Origin of the sequence: Undibacterium sp. Ren11W (assembly GCF_049340485.1) — a bacterium.
Taxonomy (GTDB): domain Bacteria; phylum Pseudomonadota; class Gammaproteobacteria; order Burkholderiales; family Burkholderiaceae_D; genus Undibacterium.
Genome location: NZ_JBMPPB010000001.1, coordinates 56956 through 71191, shown reverse-complemented (window position 1 = coordinate 71191; position 14236 = coordinate 56956). Strand labels below are relative to the sequence as shown.

Here is a 14236-nt window from a genome sequence, read left to right as displayed (position 1 = left end):
TCAACTTTTTAGTTGGTCTTCAATTAAAAAAGCGTCTTACGAAACAAAGACCCGATATTGAACCGAAAAAAATCAATTTTACAGCATTAAATCGGTTCATAATCTGGACATCGACAATTATTCAACTAAAGCTAGACGCATTTTGAAACAGACATTGATAGCCCCGAGGCACTGATGAACCTAGATATTGAAAGTAAAACGCAAATCCAAGAAAAGCGCTGCACTGTTTATTTCGACTGTGCCTGCCCACTTTGCAGCAAAGAGATTGCCACTTACAAACAATGGCGTGGCGCAGAGTCGATTCTCTGGATCGATGCCAGCGCATGTCCAGAGTATGAATTAGGTTCAGAACTCAAGCGCGATACTGCATTAGCGCGGCTGCACGTGCGCAACGCGGACGGAGAGCTGGAGCAAGGTGCTGCTGCATTCATTGAATTGTGGACGCATTTTCCAGCGATGGCGTGGTTCACACCTTGCTTATCACAGCCAATGACGATCAAATTGCTGGATACACTCTACCGACTATTTTTAAAAATCCGTCCTTTGTGGCGCAAGCCCCCACCTAAAAACACCAGTGTTTGCCCGACACATCCATTACCACCAACAGAAAGCTAAGATCATGAAAACACGTCGTCAATTTATTTTTTACACTATTCCAGCAGCACTTACTCTGGGCCACACGGCCTCGGCGACCGCGCAAGCTTCGCACGTGGACGAAAACTCTGCCGCAGCGATTGCGCTAGGCTATAAAAACGATGCAAGCAAAGTTGATACCAAAAAGTATCCTGTTTATGCAGCAGGAAAAAACTGTGGAAGCTGCACACTATTTCAAGGCAAAGCTGGGGATGCATGGGCCGCATGTGGGGCGCTAGGTGGAAAACAAGTCAATGCCAAAGGCTGGTGTCTGGCATGGGCGAAAAAAGCCTGACATAAACACCTGGCATAAACATATGAATTAATTATCACTTGTAGATATCTGCAATCAATATCAAAAACAGAGGTAACGAACTGCATACCTGCCTATCGTGGCGACGGGCGCACTAATCACGCCAGCGAGCTGGGTTTTGGCACCAGTGGCTTCGGCCACCGGTGTACGGGAAGCACTGCTGCTAATAGGCCCCCCTGAAACAAGTCTGCGACCAAATTAGCAAGGCCAAGCCCTACCATCTCTTGATTGGGATTGGCGTAGCTGTGATTTTTGGCAACATAGACGCGCGAGCGCGCACTGGCATCAGCAAAAGAAACCGGCGCGACAGCGCACCCGCCGCTGAGAACCGGACGAAGATCGGCGAAAGTAATCCAAGGAATTACAAACTTTGGGAAGCCTTGCGGCAGGGAACCAAGTACCGCGACATCGGCACTGGCAGCAAGATCGAAGATGTCAACGGTGACACTGGCCGCGAACACGGCTATCAAGATGCCTGGCCAGCGCTTGCACCCTTTAAGCAACAGAATCACTGCGAGCGTCCCCGCGCCTACCATGAACGCAGTCCAGTTAGCCCGTCCATCCAATATCGCCCGCGCGATGGCCTGCAAATCAGGCAGCAGGCCTTTGCTGATGATCGAAAAACCAAACAGCTTGGGCAATTGACTGAGCAACACCGTCAGCGCAATACCATTCATATAGCCATAGCGAATAGGTTTTGAAAGCAACTCGGTAATAAAGCCAAGTCGCCCCAGACCGGCGACGATACACACAATACCTGACACCACGGCCATCATGCTCGCTAGCGCGATGGCACGCCCCGGGACGCCGCCAGACAGCTGCAGCACGACTGCCAGAATAATCGCAGCCAGAGAAGAGTCGGGACCCAGCACAAGTATGCGACTGGGTCCGAACAGTGCATACGCCAATAGTGGAACAATGGTCGCATATAGCCCGTAAATACCAGGGAGCCCGGATGCCACCGCATAGGCAATCCCAACCGGCACCAGCATCGTCGTCAGCACTAGTCCGGCCACGATGTCATGCCGTAACCACGCAAACTCATAGCGACTTACGATGTTCAAACCTGGCATCAAGCTAAGCCAATGTCGTGATGTTTCCGCTTTATCTGAGCCTTGTATGCGCCCCGTCTCTGATCGTTGTGATAGATTATTTTTCTCGGTCATAGACTGTCATACTTCAACAAGAAATTTTGCTCGACGCAGCAAGTTGTCGCACCTAAAAAAGCGACGTCTTACTGACTCGATAAAAACGATGTTGACGCCCTCCTTAGCGAATTGAAGCTTCAAAATACAGCAATAAATTTATTGATTAAGCTGACGTTGCCATTTCAGGCAGCGTCTGTCGGCGCCTTAAATGCAGCGTTTTACAGACTCAATCAGTCTGGCTTCGCCAGTAATATTGAGATAGGTTTCGTGCCGTCCGGCGAAACTAGCCGTCGGCAGATCTTCGGCTGTTGCGGAACTGCGCACTGCGACCGTTAATTGTTCACCATATTCATTATGAAGTTGGTGGTATGCATCGGTGATTTGCGGTACTAGCTCGGCGGGTAAGGCTGCACCATACACGATCTCTCTGGCCAATTGGGCACGCCGCGCCAAATCATCGACATCTGCGACATTAAGCCCATCAAGTGCGGCATGTAAGCCAGACCAAGCGCCGGCATAATCAAGCACATGGCGATATGTCTCTGCCGTAATGGCGAAGCCATTGGGCACCCTGACACCTTGCGCACTTAATTCGCGATACATCTCCCCTAATGAAGCATTTTTACCACCGACCAAAGAAACATCATCAATACTAAGGGCGGAGAACCAGCGTATGTAAGCGTTATTCGTTTGCATTATTCATACCTCAGCTTATGGCGATGCCGTTTTTTGAGTGTCCATGTTGCAAATTCAAGCAAGCTCAACGAATAGCCTAGCTTTATCGCTCAGAGCACGCCCCCGACAATATCGGGAATCAAGCTGATCGGATGTTTTATTGTGCAACAACCAATACGGTTATCCTTACGATTAATCAAATTATTGAGTTATATATTTTTAATGTCTAATGAATAATTTACACAAGTCACGTCACAATATTCCCATCCGTAATTAACCCACGTGCTGACGATCTCAGATTCAAAAGATCACAGCATCGTTGACATTTAAAATGATGGCCAGCCTGTCGGTTATTTCAGTTACTCTCAATTTCATAGCAGATTTGGCCATCTTGCTGAGTATGCTGTATAAAATTTACGGAGCCGGCCAAGATACTCTGCGCTTGCTGGTAAGTCTCGGTGCAGATCAAAGCGTGGCCAGGCACATCGCGTGCCACATTGCATAAACCGGCCGCCATGTGCACCGGCAAACCCATCACCGTATACGCGCAGCTCTGCGCATACCCCATGCGCCGCCCAAACACGGCACCGCTGGCTATTCCCACCCTATGGGCCAACGGCAACTGATAACCGAGGCGCTCCCATTCCGATAAGATGTTTTGAAATTCTGTCTGCATCAATAACGCCGCCTGCACCGCCTTGCAGGCGTTCTCGACTGAGGAAGTCTGGCTCTCGAAACTGAACAGGATACCGTCGCCCAAATACTTATCGATGCGCGCATCAAACTGTAAGCCTATGCGGCTTAGCCGCTCCAGATACTCGTCTATCATGGCGCTTGCATCGGCCACCGGTATGCTGCGAAACAGAGATTCAGAATGACTGATATCGGTAAATAACACCGTCGCCTGGTTCACCTGCGGATCAAATACCATCCCTAAATTCACCAGATTCGATGGCTCTGCCACAATCGCCCCTACCGCCAAGGCCAATTTATTGCAGATGACCTCGATATTTTTCTCATCGGCCAAGCTAAACGGCGTCTCTGCATTTTCATTTAAAAATTGCACCACGCCGACCACTTCATTTCCATGTCTGAGCAAGGGCTTGGTCAACATATTCTTCGATTGATATCCCGATTTTTTATCCAGCCGCCCATCATGACGCTGGGTGGCCGTGTTTTCTGAATACATCGAGGTTTGCTTAGAGCTAAACACTTTGCCGGCCTGACTGCCCTTGATAGAAATTTGTAGTTTCGCCACTTTATCGGCGGCCGGCCCATGCGCCATCAGGAACACCAAAATGTCTTCGCTATAAGGATTTTTGATAAAGATAGAGTCGGCGCTGGCCTTGATGCTGACTCTGGCATCGACCAGCAAGGCATCGATCTGATCCATCTGGGTTTGCAAATCGAGCATGCGCTTATGCAGCAATTCTTTGGATTTTATTTGCTGCTCTAAGGCGCTCTGCAAGGAAGTAACTTTGTCGCTTTTTTCCGCGACAATTTTTTCCAACTCGGCCTGTTTTCTGAAAAAATGCCAGCAGGCAAACACCACCGCCACCAAGGGTGCCATCCAACCTGTGCTGATCTGCTCAGGAATTAATTTGAAAAAATTTTCCATGTTCGCTCAATATGAAAAAAATCTCGACGATGCGCTTAAGCCAGGTGAGGCATCCAGCGTAATTAGGCCTGCCAGGCTATCGGTGATGGATCCCGGCATCAGGCACGGCTAACTTAGTATGATTCATTAAATCCATGATAACAAGTGCCATTTTCTATCCTTGACGGCAAGTCCGCACGCCAAAACTTCAGCCTCGTGCGCGCCAGGAAAATCTGAATTTGTAGGGAGTATCGCTTATACCTGGCATATTGCGCATATAGGATATGCGCAATTTAATTTATATGGCATATACCCCTATCCAGTATCTGAAAATAAAAAAGCGCCGACTAGCTTAGTCAGCGCTTTTTTTCTGGAACTTAAAATATCAAGATTAAACGAAGGCGCTCACATCCAACTCAGCCTCGGTCTTGGCAATCACTTCTTCTATGCTCACGCCAGGTGCGAGTTCTATCAATTTCAAACCCTGTGGCGTCACATCGATCACGGCCAGATCGGTGATGATACGATTCACCACGGCGACTCCGGTAAGCGGTAAATTGCAGGCCTTTAAAATTTTATGCGCATCGCCCTTGGCCACGTGTTCCATCAAGACCACCACCCGGCCGACACCAGCCACCAGATCCATCGCGCCGCCCATGCCTTTGACCATCTTGCCCGGGATCATCCAGTTAGCCAGATCGCCGCCCTGACTCACTTGCATCGCCCCCAGGATCGCCAGATTAATTTTGCCGCCACGTATCATGGCGAATGAATCGGCCGAGCTAAATATAGCCGAGCCAGGCAAGGTGGTGACGGTTTGTTTGCCGGCATTAATCAGATCGGCATCGACTTCATCCTCAGTAGGAAACGGCCCTATGCCCAGTAAGCCGTTTTCTGACTGCAACCAGACGTCCATGCCCTGTGGCACATGGTTGGCTACCATCGTCGGTAAACCTATACCCAAATTAACGTAAAAACCATCTTGTAATTCTTGTGCTGCACGCGCAGCCATTTCATCGCGATTCCATGCCATCTTATTTCTCCCGTGTATTTTTTTGCTGGACTAAGCTGGACGAACGGTGCGTTGTTCTATGCGTTTTTCCGGCGTCGCATTGACCACAATACGTTGCACGTAAATGCCAGGCGTATGGATTTCATCGGGATCGAGTTCGCCGATCTCGACCAGGACCTCGACCTCTGCCACCGTGATTTTGCCAGCCATTGCAACATTCGGATTAAAATTGCGCGCCGTTTTACGGTACACCAGATTGCCTGCCTTATCGGCCTTGTACGCCTTGACCAGTGACACGTCGGAGACTAAAGAGCGTTCCATCACATATTGATGACCGTCAAATTCGCGTATTTCCTTACCTTCGGCGACGATAGTACCGACTCCGGTCTTGGTAAAAAATGCAGGGATACCGGCACCGCCAGCGCGTAACTTTTCAGCTAAAGTACCCTGCGGAGTAAATTCCAGTTGCAACTCTCCAGCCAGATACTGACGCTCGAATTCTTTATTTTCACCGACATATGATGAAATCATTTTTTTGATCTGGCGGGTGGTCAATAACTGCCCCAAGCCAAAACCATCAACACCGGCGTTGTTTGAAATGGCGGTCAAATTTTGCACGCCAGAATCGCGCAACGCGCCTATCAATGCCTCGGGAATACCGCATAAACCAAAACCACCAACGGCGATAGTTTGCCCGTCTTTGACGATATCCGCGAGAGCGGATGCTGCATCAGGATATACCTTGTCCATAGCTGTCCCTTTTTCTTATTTAAATGTTGTCGATACCCAGATAAAAGATCTCACCAGGCAATTGTGTGACACAGGATATGATGCTACGCTAGCGCGCGCAATACCGTAAAACTACCTGATGCAAATGCGGCTCAGATTATGCGACATCATCAAGCTCAAACCCAAGCTCAGGTTCAAACTCAAGCGAACAAAGACTTACTCTAATCGAACTCAGCACGGCGCACAACACAGAAAACACCAGAAACTATGAATGCAGCGCGTACTATCGATTTCGAATCCATTTTTCAATATGCACCGGTAGGCATGTGCGTCTCAGAAAATCGCATTATCCTGGCCTGCAATGATGCCTTAGCGAAGATGTTCGGCTACCAAAAGGAGCAATTATTGGGACGCTCTTTTTTAGTCTTGTACCCAACCCTGGCGGAATTTGAACGTACTGGCGCGCGCATTACGCCGATCATGAATGCCAAAGGCCATTACTCGGACGAGCGCATCATGAAACGCGCCAGTGACGAACTATTTTGGTGCCACGTATCAGGACGCGGCTTGCATAAGGAGGATGCGCATGCGGCTGGCATCTGGACCTTTGAAGACCTCAGCGCCAAGCGCCAGGTGTCGGCGGAATTAACTCCACGAGAGCGCGAAGTTGCCGCTCTTTTGGTTGAAGGAAAAACCAGCAAATTAATCGCCAGACAAATTGGTTTAAGTCCGCGCACAGTGGAGATGCACAGAGCCAAATTGATGCGTAAATTCAGCGCTGCCACCTCGAACGAGTTGGTGAATAAACTGTTGAGACTAGGTAGTTGAGACTAGGTAGTTGAGACTAGCCAATACAGCCTAGGTAATTAAGTCCACTAGTTCAAACCGCTCTACGTTTTGGCTTAGCCGCCGCCTTCAATTCCTGTATTTTTTGCCGGATAGCGTCCGGCAGCGGTGCCGATTTTTCGGTTTTAGGATCAAGCCAGACTACCTTAGCACCGCCCTCTGCGTACAGCGCATACCCATCGCCTACACTGCGCATTTCTTGTATGGTCTCTATACTGCTGCGACCGGCAGCGCCAATATAAGTACAGACTTCGACCTGCCCCGGATATTTTAAAGCCCGCTTAAACGTGCAATACGCATTGACGATCACCGGCCCGTTACCCTTATCGTCGGGTAGACAACCCATCATCGTCAACCACTCTATCCGTGCTTGCTCCATATAGCGAAAATACACCGTGTTATTCACATGGCCCATGGCATCCATATCGCCCCAGCGGATAGGAATCGTTACGGTGTACACCAATTTTTTTTCCGCTACGGGTGACACTATCATTGCACGCTCATCCCATCGTCGGCGGTGACTATGGTGCCGTTCAAAAAGCGCGATTCTTCTGCAGCCAATAGCAATAACAAGCCATCCAAATCTTCCGGTACGCCTACCCGTTTGCGTGGCAGCATATCGATCAATTTTTTACCTTGTTCACTATTGAAGTGTTCCGCATTAATCTCGGTCGAGATATAACCGGGACAAATCGCATTGACGTTAATTCCGAACTTACCCCACTCCAGCGCCATCGCCTTGGTCATATGGATGACGCCAGCTTTACTCATGCAATACACACCAATTTGTGGCAGCACCCGCAAACCTGCGACTGAGGCGATATTAATGATGCGATGTTGTTTTTTATGGTCACCTTTGTAGCGCGCTATCATGCGCTTGGCGGTTTCCTGTGCCACAAAAAATGCCCCTCTTTGATTGGTATCCATCACATAGGCATAATCCTCAGGCGTGACATCGACCAGTTTTTGCGTGGTTGAAACGCCAGAATTATTAATCAGAATATCGATAGGACCGGCCTCGGTCTCGGCATGCGCGATGGCAGATTTAATGCTGGCGTAGTCGGTCACATCCAAAGCAACTACGTGCGCAGCACCACCTTCGGCCTCGATCTCGGCGCGTAATTCTTTCAGTCTGTCGATGCGGCGTGAGGCTAACACCACCTGTGCGCCTGCTTGCGCTAAGACTTTTGCAAAACGGGCACCGAGGCCGCTAGATGCACCGGTCACCAGCGCGATTTTGCCTTCAAAGTTGACTTCAATTCCCATTTAATTCTCCCACTCGTATATTCGAATAATCGTACTACTCTAAATGAAACGCTATGATGACATAGTCACCATGCCTCCGTTTTATAAATTACATCTTTCGCACGATTTTTGCGGATAAATCGGGCTGCAAAGCATGAAAATACTGCATCTTATGCATCGCTCTGCGATAATTCTCTAGTTTTCTCGTGCCAACTAAGCTTTCACCTAGTTATTGCACTGCTTGCAGAATCACTTCACAGCATATAACATGCTGACAACAAATAAGCACGTTCGTTCGTAAAATTTTTTAAAGCGATAAAAGCCATGACACAAAGTCTAGTTGAACAATTCGGTCCTCGCGATGCAATGGAATATGACGTCGTCATCGTAGGCGGCGGCCCTGCTGGCTTGTCAGCTGCGATCAAATTAAAACAGTTAGCCGCAGAGACTGGACGCGAAGTCTCAGTCTGCGTACTGGAAAAAGGCGGAGAACCTGGCGCGCATATCTTATCCGGCGCGGTAATGGATCCCAAGGCATTGAGCGAACTCTTCCCTAACTGGAAAGAAATGGGAGCACCACTCAACACCGAAGTGACAGAAGATCGGGTGTTGGTACTGACTGAGAAAAAAGCCTATAAAACCCCGAATTGGATGCTGCCTGGCTGTTTTGAAAATCATGGCAACTACATCGTGTCACTGGCCAACGTCACCCGCTGGTTAGGTCAACAAGCCGAAACTTTGGGTGTGGAAGTTTTCCCGGGTTTTGCCGCTGCCGAAATTTTATATAACGACGACGGCTCAGTCAAAGGCGTTGCAACCGGCAATATGGGCGTGGACAAACATGGTGAAGCGTCACCAGCTTTCCAACTGGGCATGGAATTGCACGCCAAGTACACCTTGTTCGCCGAAGGCGCGCGCGGCCATCTTGGCAAACAAGTCATGGCCAAATACGACTTGAATAAGGGCAAAGATCCGCAGTCGTATGGCATAGGTATCAAAGAACTGTGGGAAATCGATCCTAAGCAACATAAACCAGGTTTGGTAGTCCACACTACCGGCTGGCCTATGATGGATCAATACAGCGGCTCGTTCTTATACCATCTGGAGAACAATCAAGTCGCGGTCGGCTATGTCGTTGGCCTGGCATATGAGAACCCGTATATTTCACCGTTTGAAGAATTTCAACGTTTTAAAACGCATCCTGCTATTCGCGGTTTCTTTGAAAGTGCCAAGCGCATTTCTTATGGCGCCCGTGCGATTACCGCCGGTGGTTTGCAATCATTGCCAAAACTGGTATTCCCGGGTGGTGCCTTGATAGGCTGCGATGCTGGCTTCCTCAACATGAGTCGCATCAAGGGTAGCCACGCTGCCATAAAGACCGGCATGCTGGCCGCCACAGCTGCGTTTGAGGCGCTGGGTGCACAACGCCAGCATGATGAACTGAGCGCCTACGCGACAGCCTTTGAGCAGTCTTGGTTACACGAAGAGCTGTACACGGCCCGCAATGTAAAACCTTTGCTGAAAAAAGGGACTTACGGCTCGCCTCTGGTCTGGATTGATCAAATGATCTTGCGTGGCAAAGCGCCCTGGACTTTGCATCACTCCAAGGCAGATCACGAGTGTCTGCGCCCGGCCGCTGATTTTAGCCCTATCGTCTATCCAAAACCCGACGGCAAATTGACTTTTGATCGTCTGTCATCGGTATTCATATCCAATACCAATCACGCCGAAGATCAACCTATTCATTTGACCTTGAAAGATGCCAGCGTCCCAGTTGCTATCAATTTGGCGACTTATGCGGGACCAGAAGCACGCTACTGCCCGGCAGGAGTGTACGAATTTGTAAAAACCGATGAAGGCGCAGACCGCTTGCAGATTAACTCACAAAATTGCGTGCATTGCAAAACTTGCGATATCAAAGATCCTACCCAAAATATAATTTGGGTCACTCCTGAAGGTGGTGGCGGGCCGAATTACCCAAGTATGTAAGCGACTAAGAATACCTACTGGAATAAAAAAAGCCGCTATGAATTTAGCGGCTTTTTATTTCTCCAGTGCTGAACTAGTGAGTTCGCATTATTTGTGTACGCTACCAAGCTTCTTTGAGAATTTTTTCTAACCAGAAGCACCCTATGATGGTCTTAACATCTGTAATGGTGCCAGACTTCACCCAATCGAGAGCTTGTGACAGCGGAGCTTTGAAGGTTTCGAGAAACTCACCCGCGTCTAATTGCGCATCGCCAGCGATCAAACCTCGCGCCAGAAAAATATCCAGATGCTCGTCCGAATAAGCGATCGCATTGTGTATGGTGCACAGATAGCGCCAATCGCTAGCACTGTAACCAGTCTCTTCACGTAACTCTCTTTTTGCGCACAGCAAAGGATCTTCGCCAGTATCAATTTTTCCAGCAGGGAACTCGAGAAAAACCCGATTCAGGGGATAGCGAAATTGGCGCTCCAGCAAAACCGAACCATCCTCAAACAAAGGCAAGATCACGACCGCGCCAGGATGTTTGATGTACTCGCGACTGACTTGCTGACCATCCGGCAGCCGCACCGTATCTTTTTCTATTTGAAGAAAACTACCTTGATAAGCACAACTGCTGTCTGTTTGAACTTCCGCCAGATGCGGATTGCTAGCGGGATCAAAACGTAACATGAGGTCTTATTTTTTCAGGTAACGATAGACGAAACCGGGGAAAGCGATCACCAAAAATAAACAAGCAGTGACTGCGTAGAACTCCCAAGTCTGGATAAAGCGATTGCCAGTGGCAGATTCAAGCACAAAGGCCAATCCACCCAAGACAAAATACAGGCTGATCAACTCTAGCAAACTAAACCAGAATGGCTTCACAGGGAAAGCGCGTAAGGCGAGAATACCAAAGCAGCGCTCATTAAAAAAAGGCAGATTTGCTGCTACCAAAGACAGCAAAATAAGCAGCCAACTAGCAGAGGTAAGATTCAAAACATCATCCGATTGCTAGTGACTTAAGAAGCCAGTGTTTTAACTATGGCAGCGGAACATGCCGACATCAATGAACCTGGCATCAGACCCAGCGCCAACACTGCTAAACCATTCACGCTCAATACGATACGCATATCGGCACTCGCTACGATGACGCCTTGATCAGCCGGTTCATCAAAGTACATCAATTTAACGACGCGTAAATAATAAAAGGCGCCGATCAAAGAGAATAATACTGCAAGCACCGCCAACCAGATTTGGCCGGATGCCAAGACTGCCTGGAGCACAGACAATTTCGCATAAAAGCCCATCAATGGAGGAATACCAGCCAAAGAGAACATCAGCAATAACATCACGAAGGCAAACCATGGACTACGTTTATTCAAGCCCTTCAGATCGGACAGATTTTCCGCCTCAAACCCTGAGCGAGCTAACAACATGATCACACCAAAGCTACCTAAAGTGGTGAGCACGTAAGTAATGCTGTAAAACATAGAGGCACTGTAGGCATCTGCGGCTAAACTGATATTGCCATTTGAAACACCTGACAGCAAACCTAATAACATGAAGCCCATCTGCGAAATCGTGGAATAAGCCAGCATACGTTTTAAGTTGGTTTGCGCTATCGCTGTAATATTTCCGATCGCCATAGACAGAACCGCCAACACCATCAACATTTGTTGCCAATCGACCGCACGCGGGAACAAACCTTCTACCAAAATGCGGAAACAGATCGCAAAGGCAGCGAGTTTTGGTGCCCCGCCCAGCAGTAAAGTAACCGCCGTTGGGGAACCTTGATATACGTCTGGCACCCACATATGGAAAGGTACCGTGCCCAGTTTAAAGGCCAGACCAGACACCACAAACACGATACCGAATACCAAGATAGTTTTGTTCGCGGTTGGCGACGCCGCCGCTTTGGCAATCGCGCTCAAATCGAGGGTGCCGGTAGCACCATATAACATAGAAATACCATACAGTAAAAATCCTGAAGCCAATGCACCCAAAATGAAGTATTTCATCGCAGCTTCGGTGGAGAGCGTATGGTCACGACGGAGTGCAACAAGTGCATACAGAGACAATGACATCAATTCCAAACCCAGATAGATAACCAAGAGGTTATTTCCTGAGATCATGATCATTTGACCTAGCAAAGAGAACAAAGCCAATACATAAAATTCCCCCCCTAACATACCGCTAGTCATGCCACGATCCGCCACGTACTGACGCCCGTAAATCAAAGTCACACCGATCGCTATATAGGAAAACAATTTCAAGAGATTCGACATAGGATCAGAAACAAACATATTGTTACTGATATACGCGGTGCCACCGTCAGAATTAAACAGTGTCAATGCGCCGCACACCGCCAGACTCAATAAACTCAGAGCATAGGTGAGGTTGCGTTTATCATCCGCAAGAAACATGTCGACCAAAAGAATTACGCAAATGGCCAGCAGTAGAAAGATTTCAGGATAAAGAGGTATCAGGTTCATATTATTTATTTGTACTAACATTTATCTGCACTTACGCGCTATAAGCGCAGCTCAGCAACTCAATAGATCAATCAGGGCGCAATTTTCGACACTGCGACATGCTTTAAAAGATCGCTCACGGATACTTGCATCGCATCGGTGAAAGGCGCTGGATACAGTCCCATAGCAATGACCGCAATCGCCAACACTCCCAACATAAAAAATTCGCGTTTATTCAAGTCAGTTAACTGTGCGACATGCTCATGAGTTACCGCACCAAACACCACACGCTTTACCATCCACAAGGAATATGCTGCACCAAAAATTAGAGCGGTGGCAGCTAACATACCTATCCAAAAATTGTATTTTACGGCACCCAATATCACCATAAACTCACCAACGAAACCAGAAGTTGCAGGTAAACCGCAGTTAGCCATAGAGAACAGTACGAATAACGCTGCAAATTTCGGCATCGTATTCACGACTCCTCCATAGTCGACTATGTTTCGAGAATGTACGCGGTCGTACAAGACACCAATACACAAGAACATCGCGCCGGAGATAAAGCCATGAGAAATCATTTGTACGATAGCGCCTTGCACTGACATGTCATTAAACATAAAGAAGCCTAGGGTGACAAAACCCATATGCGCAATCGATGAATAAGCAACCAGTTTCTTCATATCGGTCTGAACTAAGGCAACCAGACCGATGTAGATTACCGCGATCAGTGACAGCGTGATCATGAAGCTAGACAAATAATGACTGGCGTCAGGGGCGATAGGTAAAGAGAAGCGCAAGAAACCATAAGCGCCAAGCTTCAACATGATCGCGGCCAATACTACGGAACCACCAGTAGGCGCTTCTACGTGTGCATCTGGCAACCATGTATGCACCGGCCACATAGGTACCTTGACCGCAAACGCCATCAAGAACGCGAGGAATAAGAATATTTGTGTTTGAAACGGCAGAGCCAAACCATGCCACGCCAAGATGTCAAAGGAGTTTCCCGCTTTCAAGTAGAGATAAATGATCGCTACCAAAGTCAGCAAGGAGCCCATCAAGGTATACAAAAAGAATTTAAAAGCTGCATACACTCGGTTTGGGCCACCCCAAACACCGACGATGATATACATAGGTATTAATGTAGCTTCGAAAAACACATAGAACAACAGGCCATCAGTAGCGCAAAACACACCGATCATCAAGCCGGATAAAATCAAAAATGCGCCCATGTACTGAGCAACCTGCTTTTCGATTACTTCCCAAGCTGCTATCACCACGATCACGGTTATGAAGGCAGTCAAAGGAACCAGCCAAAGTGAAATTCCATCTATCCCCAACGCATAGAAGGCATTGATGCGCTCTATCCATGCACTTTTTTCGACAAATTGCATACCGTGGGCAAGATTATCAAAACGATTCACCAATGGAAGAGTCACCAGGAAACTCGCAATAGCTGCAAGCAAAGAAACCCCGCGTACCATACCCGGGTTACTGTCGCGACCAAAGGCCAGAATAAAGAATCCGAAAGCGATAGGACACCAAATCGCCAGGCTTAATAAGTAAGAGTTTGACTGCATCATGATTTATTTTTT

At 48.2% G+C, this 14236-nt stretch carries 14 protein-coding genes and 1 pseudogene; 4 read left to right on the top strand and 11 right to left on the bottom strand.

What is annotated here, in order from left to right; all coding sequences use genetic code 11:
- Positions 1–174 precede the first annotated feature (174 nt).
- Together ACO0K8_RS00320 and ACO0K8_RS00315 are read left to right on the top strand one after the other, a co-directional pair.
- On the top strand, positions 175–615 hold the full coding sequence (locus ACO0K8_RS00320; RefSeq protein ID WP_422944634.1) for a thiol-disulfide oxidoreductase DCC family protein: 441 nt from the start codon (positions 175–177) through the stop codon (positions 613–615).
- Positions 616–619: 4 nt separating this feature from the next.
- Positions 620–928 carry a high-potential iron-sulfur protein gene (locus ACO0K8_RS00315; protein WP_422944633.1) on the top strand — a complete coding sequence of 103 codons (309 nt, stop codon included), beginning with the start codon at positions 620–622 and terminating at the stop codon, positions 926–928.
- Between the two features lie 108 nt (positions 929–1036).
- On the opposite strand, the pseudogene ACO0K8_RS00310 reads toward ACO0K8_RS00315, so the two are convergent.
- From ACO0K8_RS00310 to ACO0K8_RS00290, 5 genes and pseudogenes are all read right to left on the bottom strand, one after another.
- A pseudogene (locus ACO0K8_RS00310) lies at positions 1037–2019 on the bottom strand (SulP family inorganic anion transporter); the annotation flags it as partial.
- Positions 2020–2298: 279 nt separating this feature from the next.
- Positions 2299–2790, bottom strand: a complete 492-nt coding sequence (locus tag ACO0K8_RS00305; RefSeq protein ID WP_422944632.1) for a PEP/pyruvate-binding domain-containing protein — start codon at positions 2788–2790, stop codon at positions 2299–2301.
- A gap of 334 nt (positions 2791–3124) precedes the next feature.
- Complete coding sequence (locus ACO0K8_RS00300; RefSeq protein WP_422944631.1) at positions 3125–4387, bottom strand: adenylate/guanylate cyclase domain-containing protein; 1263 nt, start codon at positions 4385–4387, stop codon at positions 3125–3127.
- A 370-nt stretch (positions 4388–4757) separates the two neighbouring features.
- Entirely contained in the window at positions 4758–5399 is a 642-nt protein-coding gene (locus tag ACO0K8_RS00295) for a CoA transferase subunit B (RefSeq protein WP_422944630.1), read from the bottom strand.
- Positions 5400–5429: 30 nt separating this feature from the next.
- Positions 5430–6128 carry a CoA transferase subunit A gene (locus tag ACO0K8_RS00290; protein WP_422944629.1) on the bottom strand — a complete coding sequence of 233 codons (699 nt, stop codon included), beginning with the start codon at positions 6126–6128 and terminating at the stop codon, positions 5430–5432.
- A gap of 246 nt (positions 6129–6374) precedes the next feature.
- Here ACO0K8_RS00290 and ACO0K8_RS00285 point away from each other — a divergent pair, with 246 nt between their 5' ends.
- Positions 6375–6935, top strand: coding sequence for a LuxR C-terminal-related transcriptional regulator (locus ACO0K8_RS00285; RefSeq protein ID WP_422944628.1), 561 nt, complete (start codon positions 6375–6377; stop codon positions 6933–6935).
- Positions 6936–6987: 52 nt separating this feature from the next.
- Here the strand turns inward: ACO0K8_RS00285 and ACO0K8_RS00280 are convergent, their stop codons facing one another.
- Together ACO0K8_RS00280 and ACO0K8_RS00275 are read right to left on the bottom strand one after the other, a co-directional pair.
- Positions 6988–7446, bottom strand: a complete 459-nt coding sequence (locus ACO0K8_RS00280; RefSeq protein ID WP_422944627.1) for an acyl-CoA thioesterase — start codon at positions 7444–7446, stop codon at positions 6988–6990.
- The gene (locus ACO0K8_RS00275; protein WP_422944626.1) at positions 7443–8219 is read right to left on the bottom strand and encodes an SDR family oxidoreductase; all 777 of its coding nucleotides are present in this window, start codon (positions 8217–8219) and stop codon (positions 7443–7445) included. The genes ACO0K8_RS00280 and ACO0K8_RS00275 overlap by 4 nt, the downstream gene beginning before the upstream one ends.
- 345 nt (positions 8220–8564) lie before the next feature.
- Here ACO0K8_RS00275 and ACO0K8_RS00270 point away from each other — a divergent pair, with 345 nt between their 5' ends.
- Positions 8565–10187, top strand: a complete 1623-nt coding sequence (locus ACO0K8_RS00270) for an electron transfer flavoprotein-ubiquinone oxidoreductase (RefSeq protein WP_422945831.1) — start codon at positions 8565–8567, stop codon at positions 10185–10187.
- Positions 10188–10287: 100 nt separating this feature from the next.
- Here the strand turns inward: ACO0K8_RS00270 and ACO0K8_RS00265 are convergent, their stop codons facing one another.
- The 4 genes from ACO0K8_RS00265 to ACO0K8_RS00250 form a co-directional block, all read right to left on the bottom strand.
- Positions 10288–10857 carry an NUDIX domain-containing protein gene (locus ACO0K8_RS00265; RefSeq protein WP_422944625.1) on the bottom strand — a complete coding sequence of 190 codons (570 nt, stop codon included), beginning with the start codon at positions 10855–10857 and terminating at the stop codon, positions 10288–10290.
- Between the two features lie 6 nt (positions 10858–10863).
- Entirely contained in the window at positions 10864–11163 is a 300-nt protein-coding gene (locus tag ACO0K8_RS00260) for a DUF2818 family protein (protein WP_422944624.1), read from the bottom strand.
- A gap of 23 nt (positions 11164–11186) precedes the next feature.
- Positions 11187–12668 carry an NADH-quinone oxidoreductase subunit NuoN gene (gene nuoN, locus ACO0K8_RS00255; RefSeq protein WP_422945830.1) on the bottom strand — a complete coding sequence of 494 codons (1482 nt, stop codon included), beginning with the start codon at positions 12666–12668 and terminating at the stop codon, positions 11187–11189.
- Positions 12669–12730: 62 nt separating this feature from the next.
- Entirely contained in the window at positions 12731–14224 is a 1494-nt protein-coding gene (locus ACO0K8_RS00250) for an NADH-quinone oxidoreductase subunit M (RefSeq protein ID WP_422944623.1), read from the bottom strand.
- Positions 14225–14236 lie beyond the last annotated feature (12 nt).

Coding starts and splice junctions, on each gene's coding strand:
- ACO0K8_RS00285 (WP_422944628.1), top strand. CDS start 6,375: ATGAATGCAGCGCGTACTATCGATTTCGAATCCATTTTTCAATATGCA.
- ACO0K8_RS00320 (WP_422944634.1), top strand. CDS start 175: ATGAACCTAGATATTGAAAGTAAAACGCAAATCCAAGAAAAGCGCTGC.
- ACO0K8_RS00270 (WP_422945831.1), top strand. CDS start 8,565: ATGGAATATGACGTCGTCATCGTAGGCGGCGGCCCTGCTGGCTTGTCA.
- ACO0K8_RS00305 (WP_422944632.1), bottom strand. CDS start 2,790: ATGCAAACGAATAACGCTTACATACGCTGGTTCTCCGCCCTTAGTATT.
- ACO0K8_RS00250 (WP_422944623.1), bottom strand. CDS start 14,224: ATGATGCAGTCAAACTCTTACTTATTAAGCCTGGCGATTTGGTGTCCT.
- ACO0K8_RS00265 (WP_422944625.1), bottom strand. CDS start 10,857: ATGTTACGTTTTGATCCCGCTAGCAATCCGCATCTGGCGGAAGTTCAA.
- ACO0K8_RS00275 (WP_422944626.1), bottom strand. CDS start 8,219: ATGGGAATTGAAGTCAACTTTGAAGGCAAAATCGCGCTGGTGACCGGT.
- ACO0K8_RS00290 (WP_422944629.1), bottom strand. CDS start 6,128: ATGGACAAGGTATATCCTGATGCAGCATCCGCTCTCGCGGATATCGTC.
- ACO0K8_RS00315 (WP_422944633.1), top strand. CDS start 620: ATGAAAACACGTCGTCAATTTATTTTTTACACTATTCCAGCAGCACTT.
- ACO0K8_RS00295 (WP_422944630.1), bottom strand. CDS start 5,399: ATGGCATGGAATCGCGATGAAATGGCTGCGCGTGCAGCACAAGAATTA.
- ACO0K8_RS00280 (WP_422944627.1), bottom strand. CDS start 7,446: ATGATAGTGTCACCCGTAGCGGAAAAAAAATTGGTGTACACCGTAACG.
- ACO0K8_RS00300 (WP_422944631.1), bottom strand. CDS start 4,387: ATGGAAAATTTTTTCAAATTAATTCCTGAGCAGATCAGCACAGGTTGG.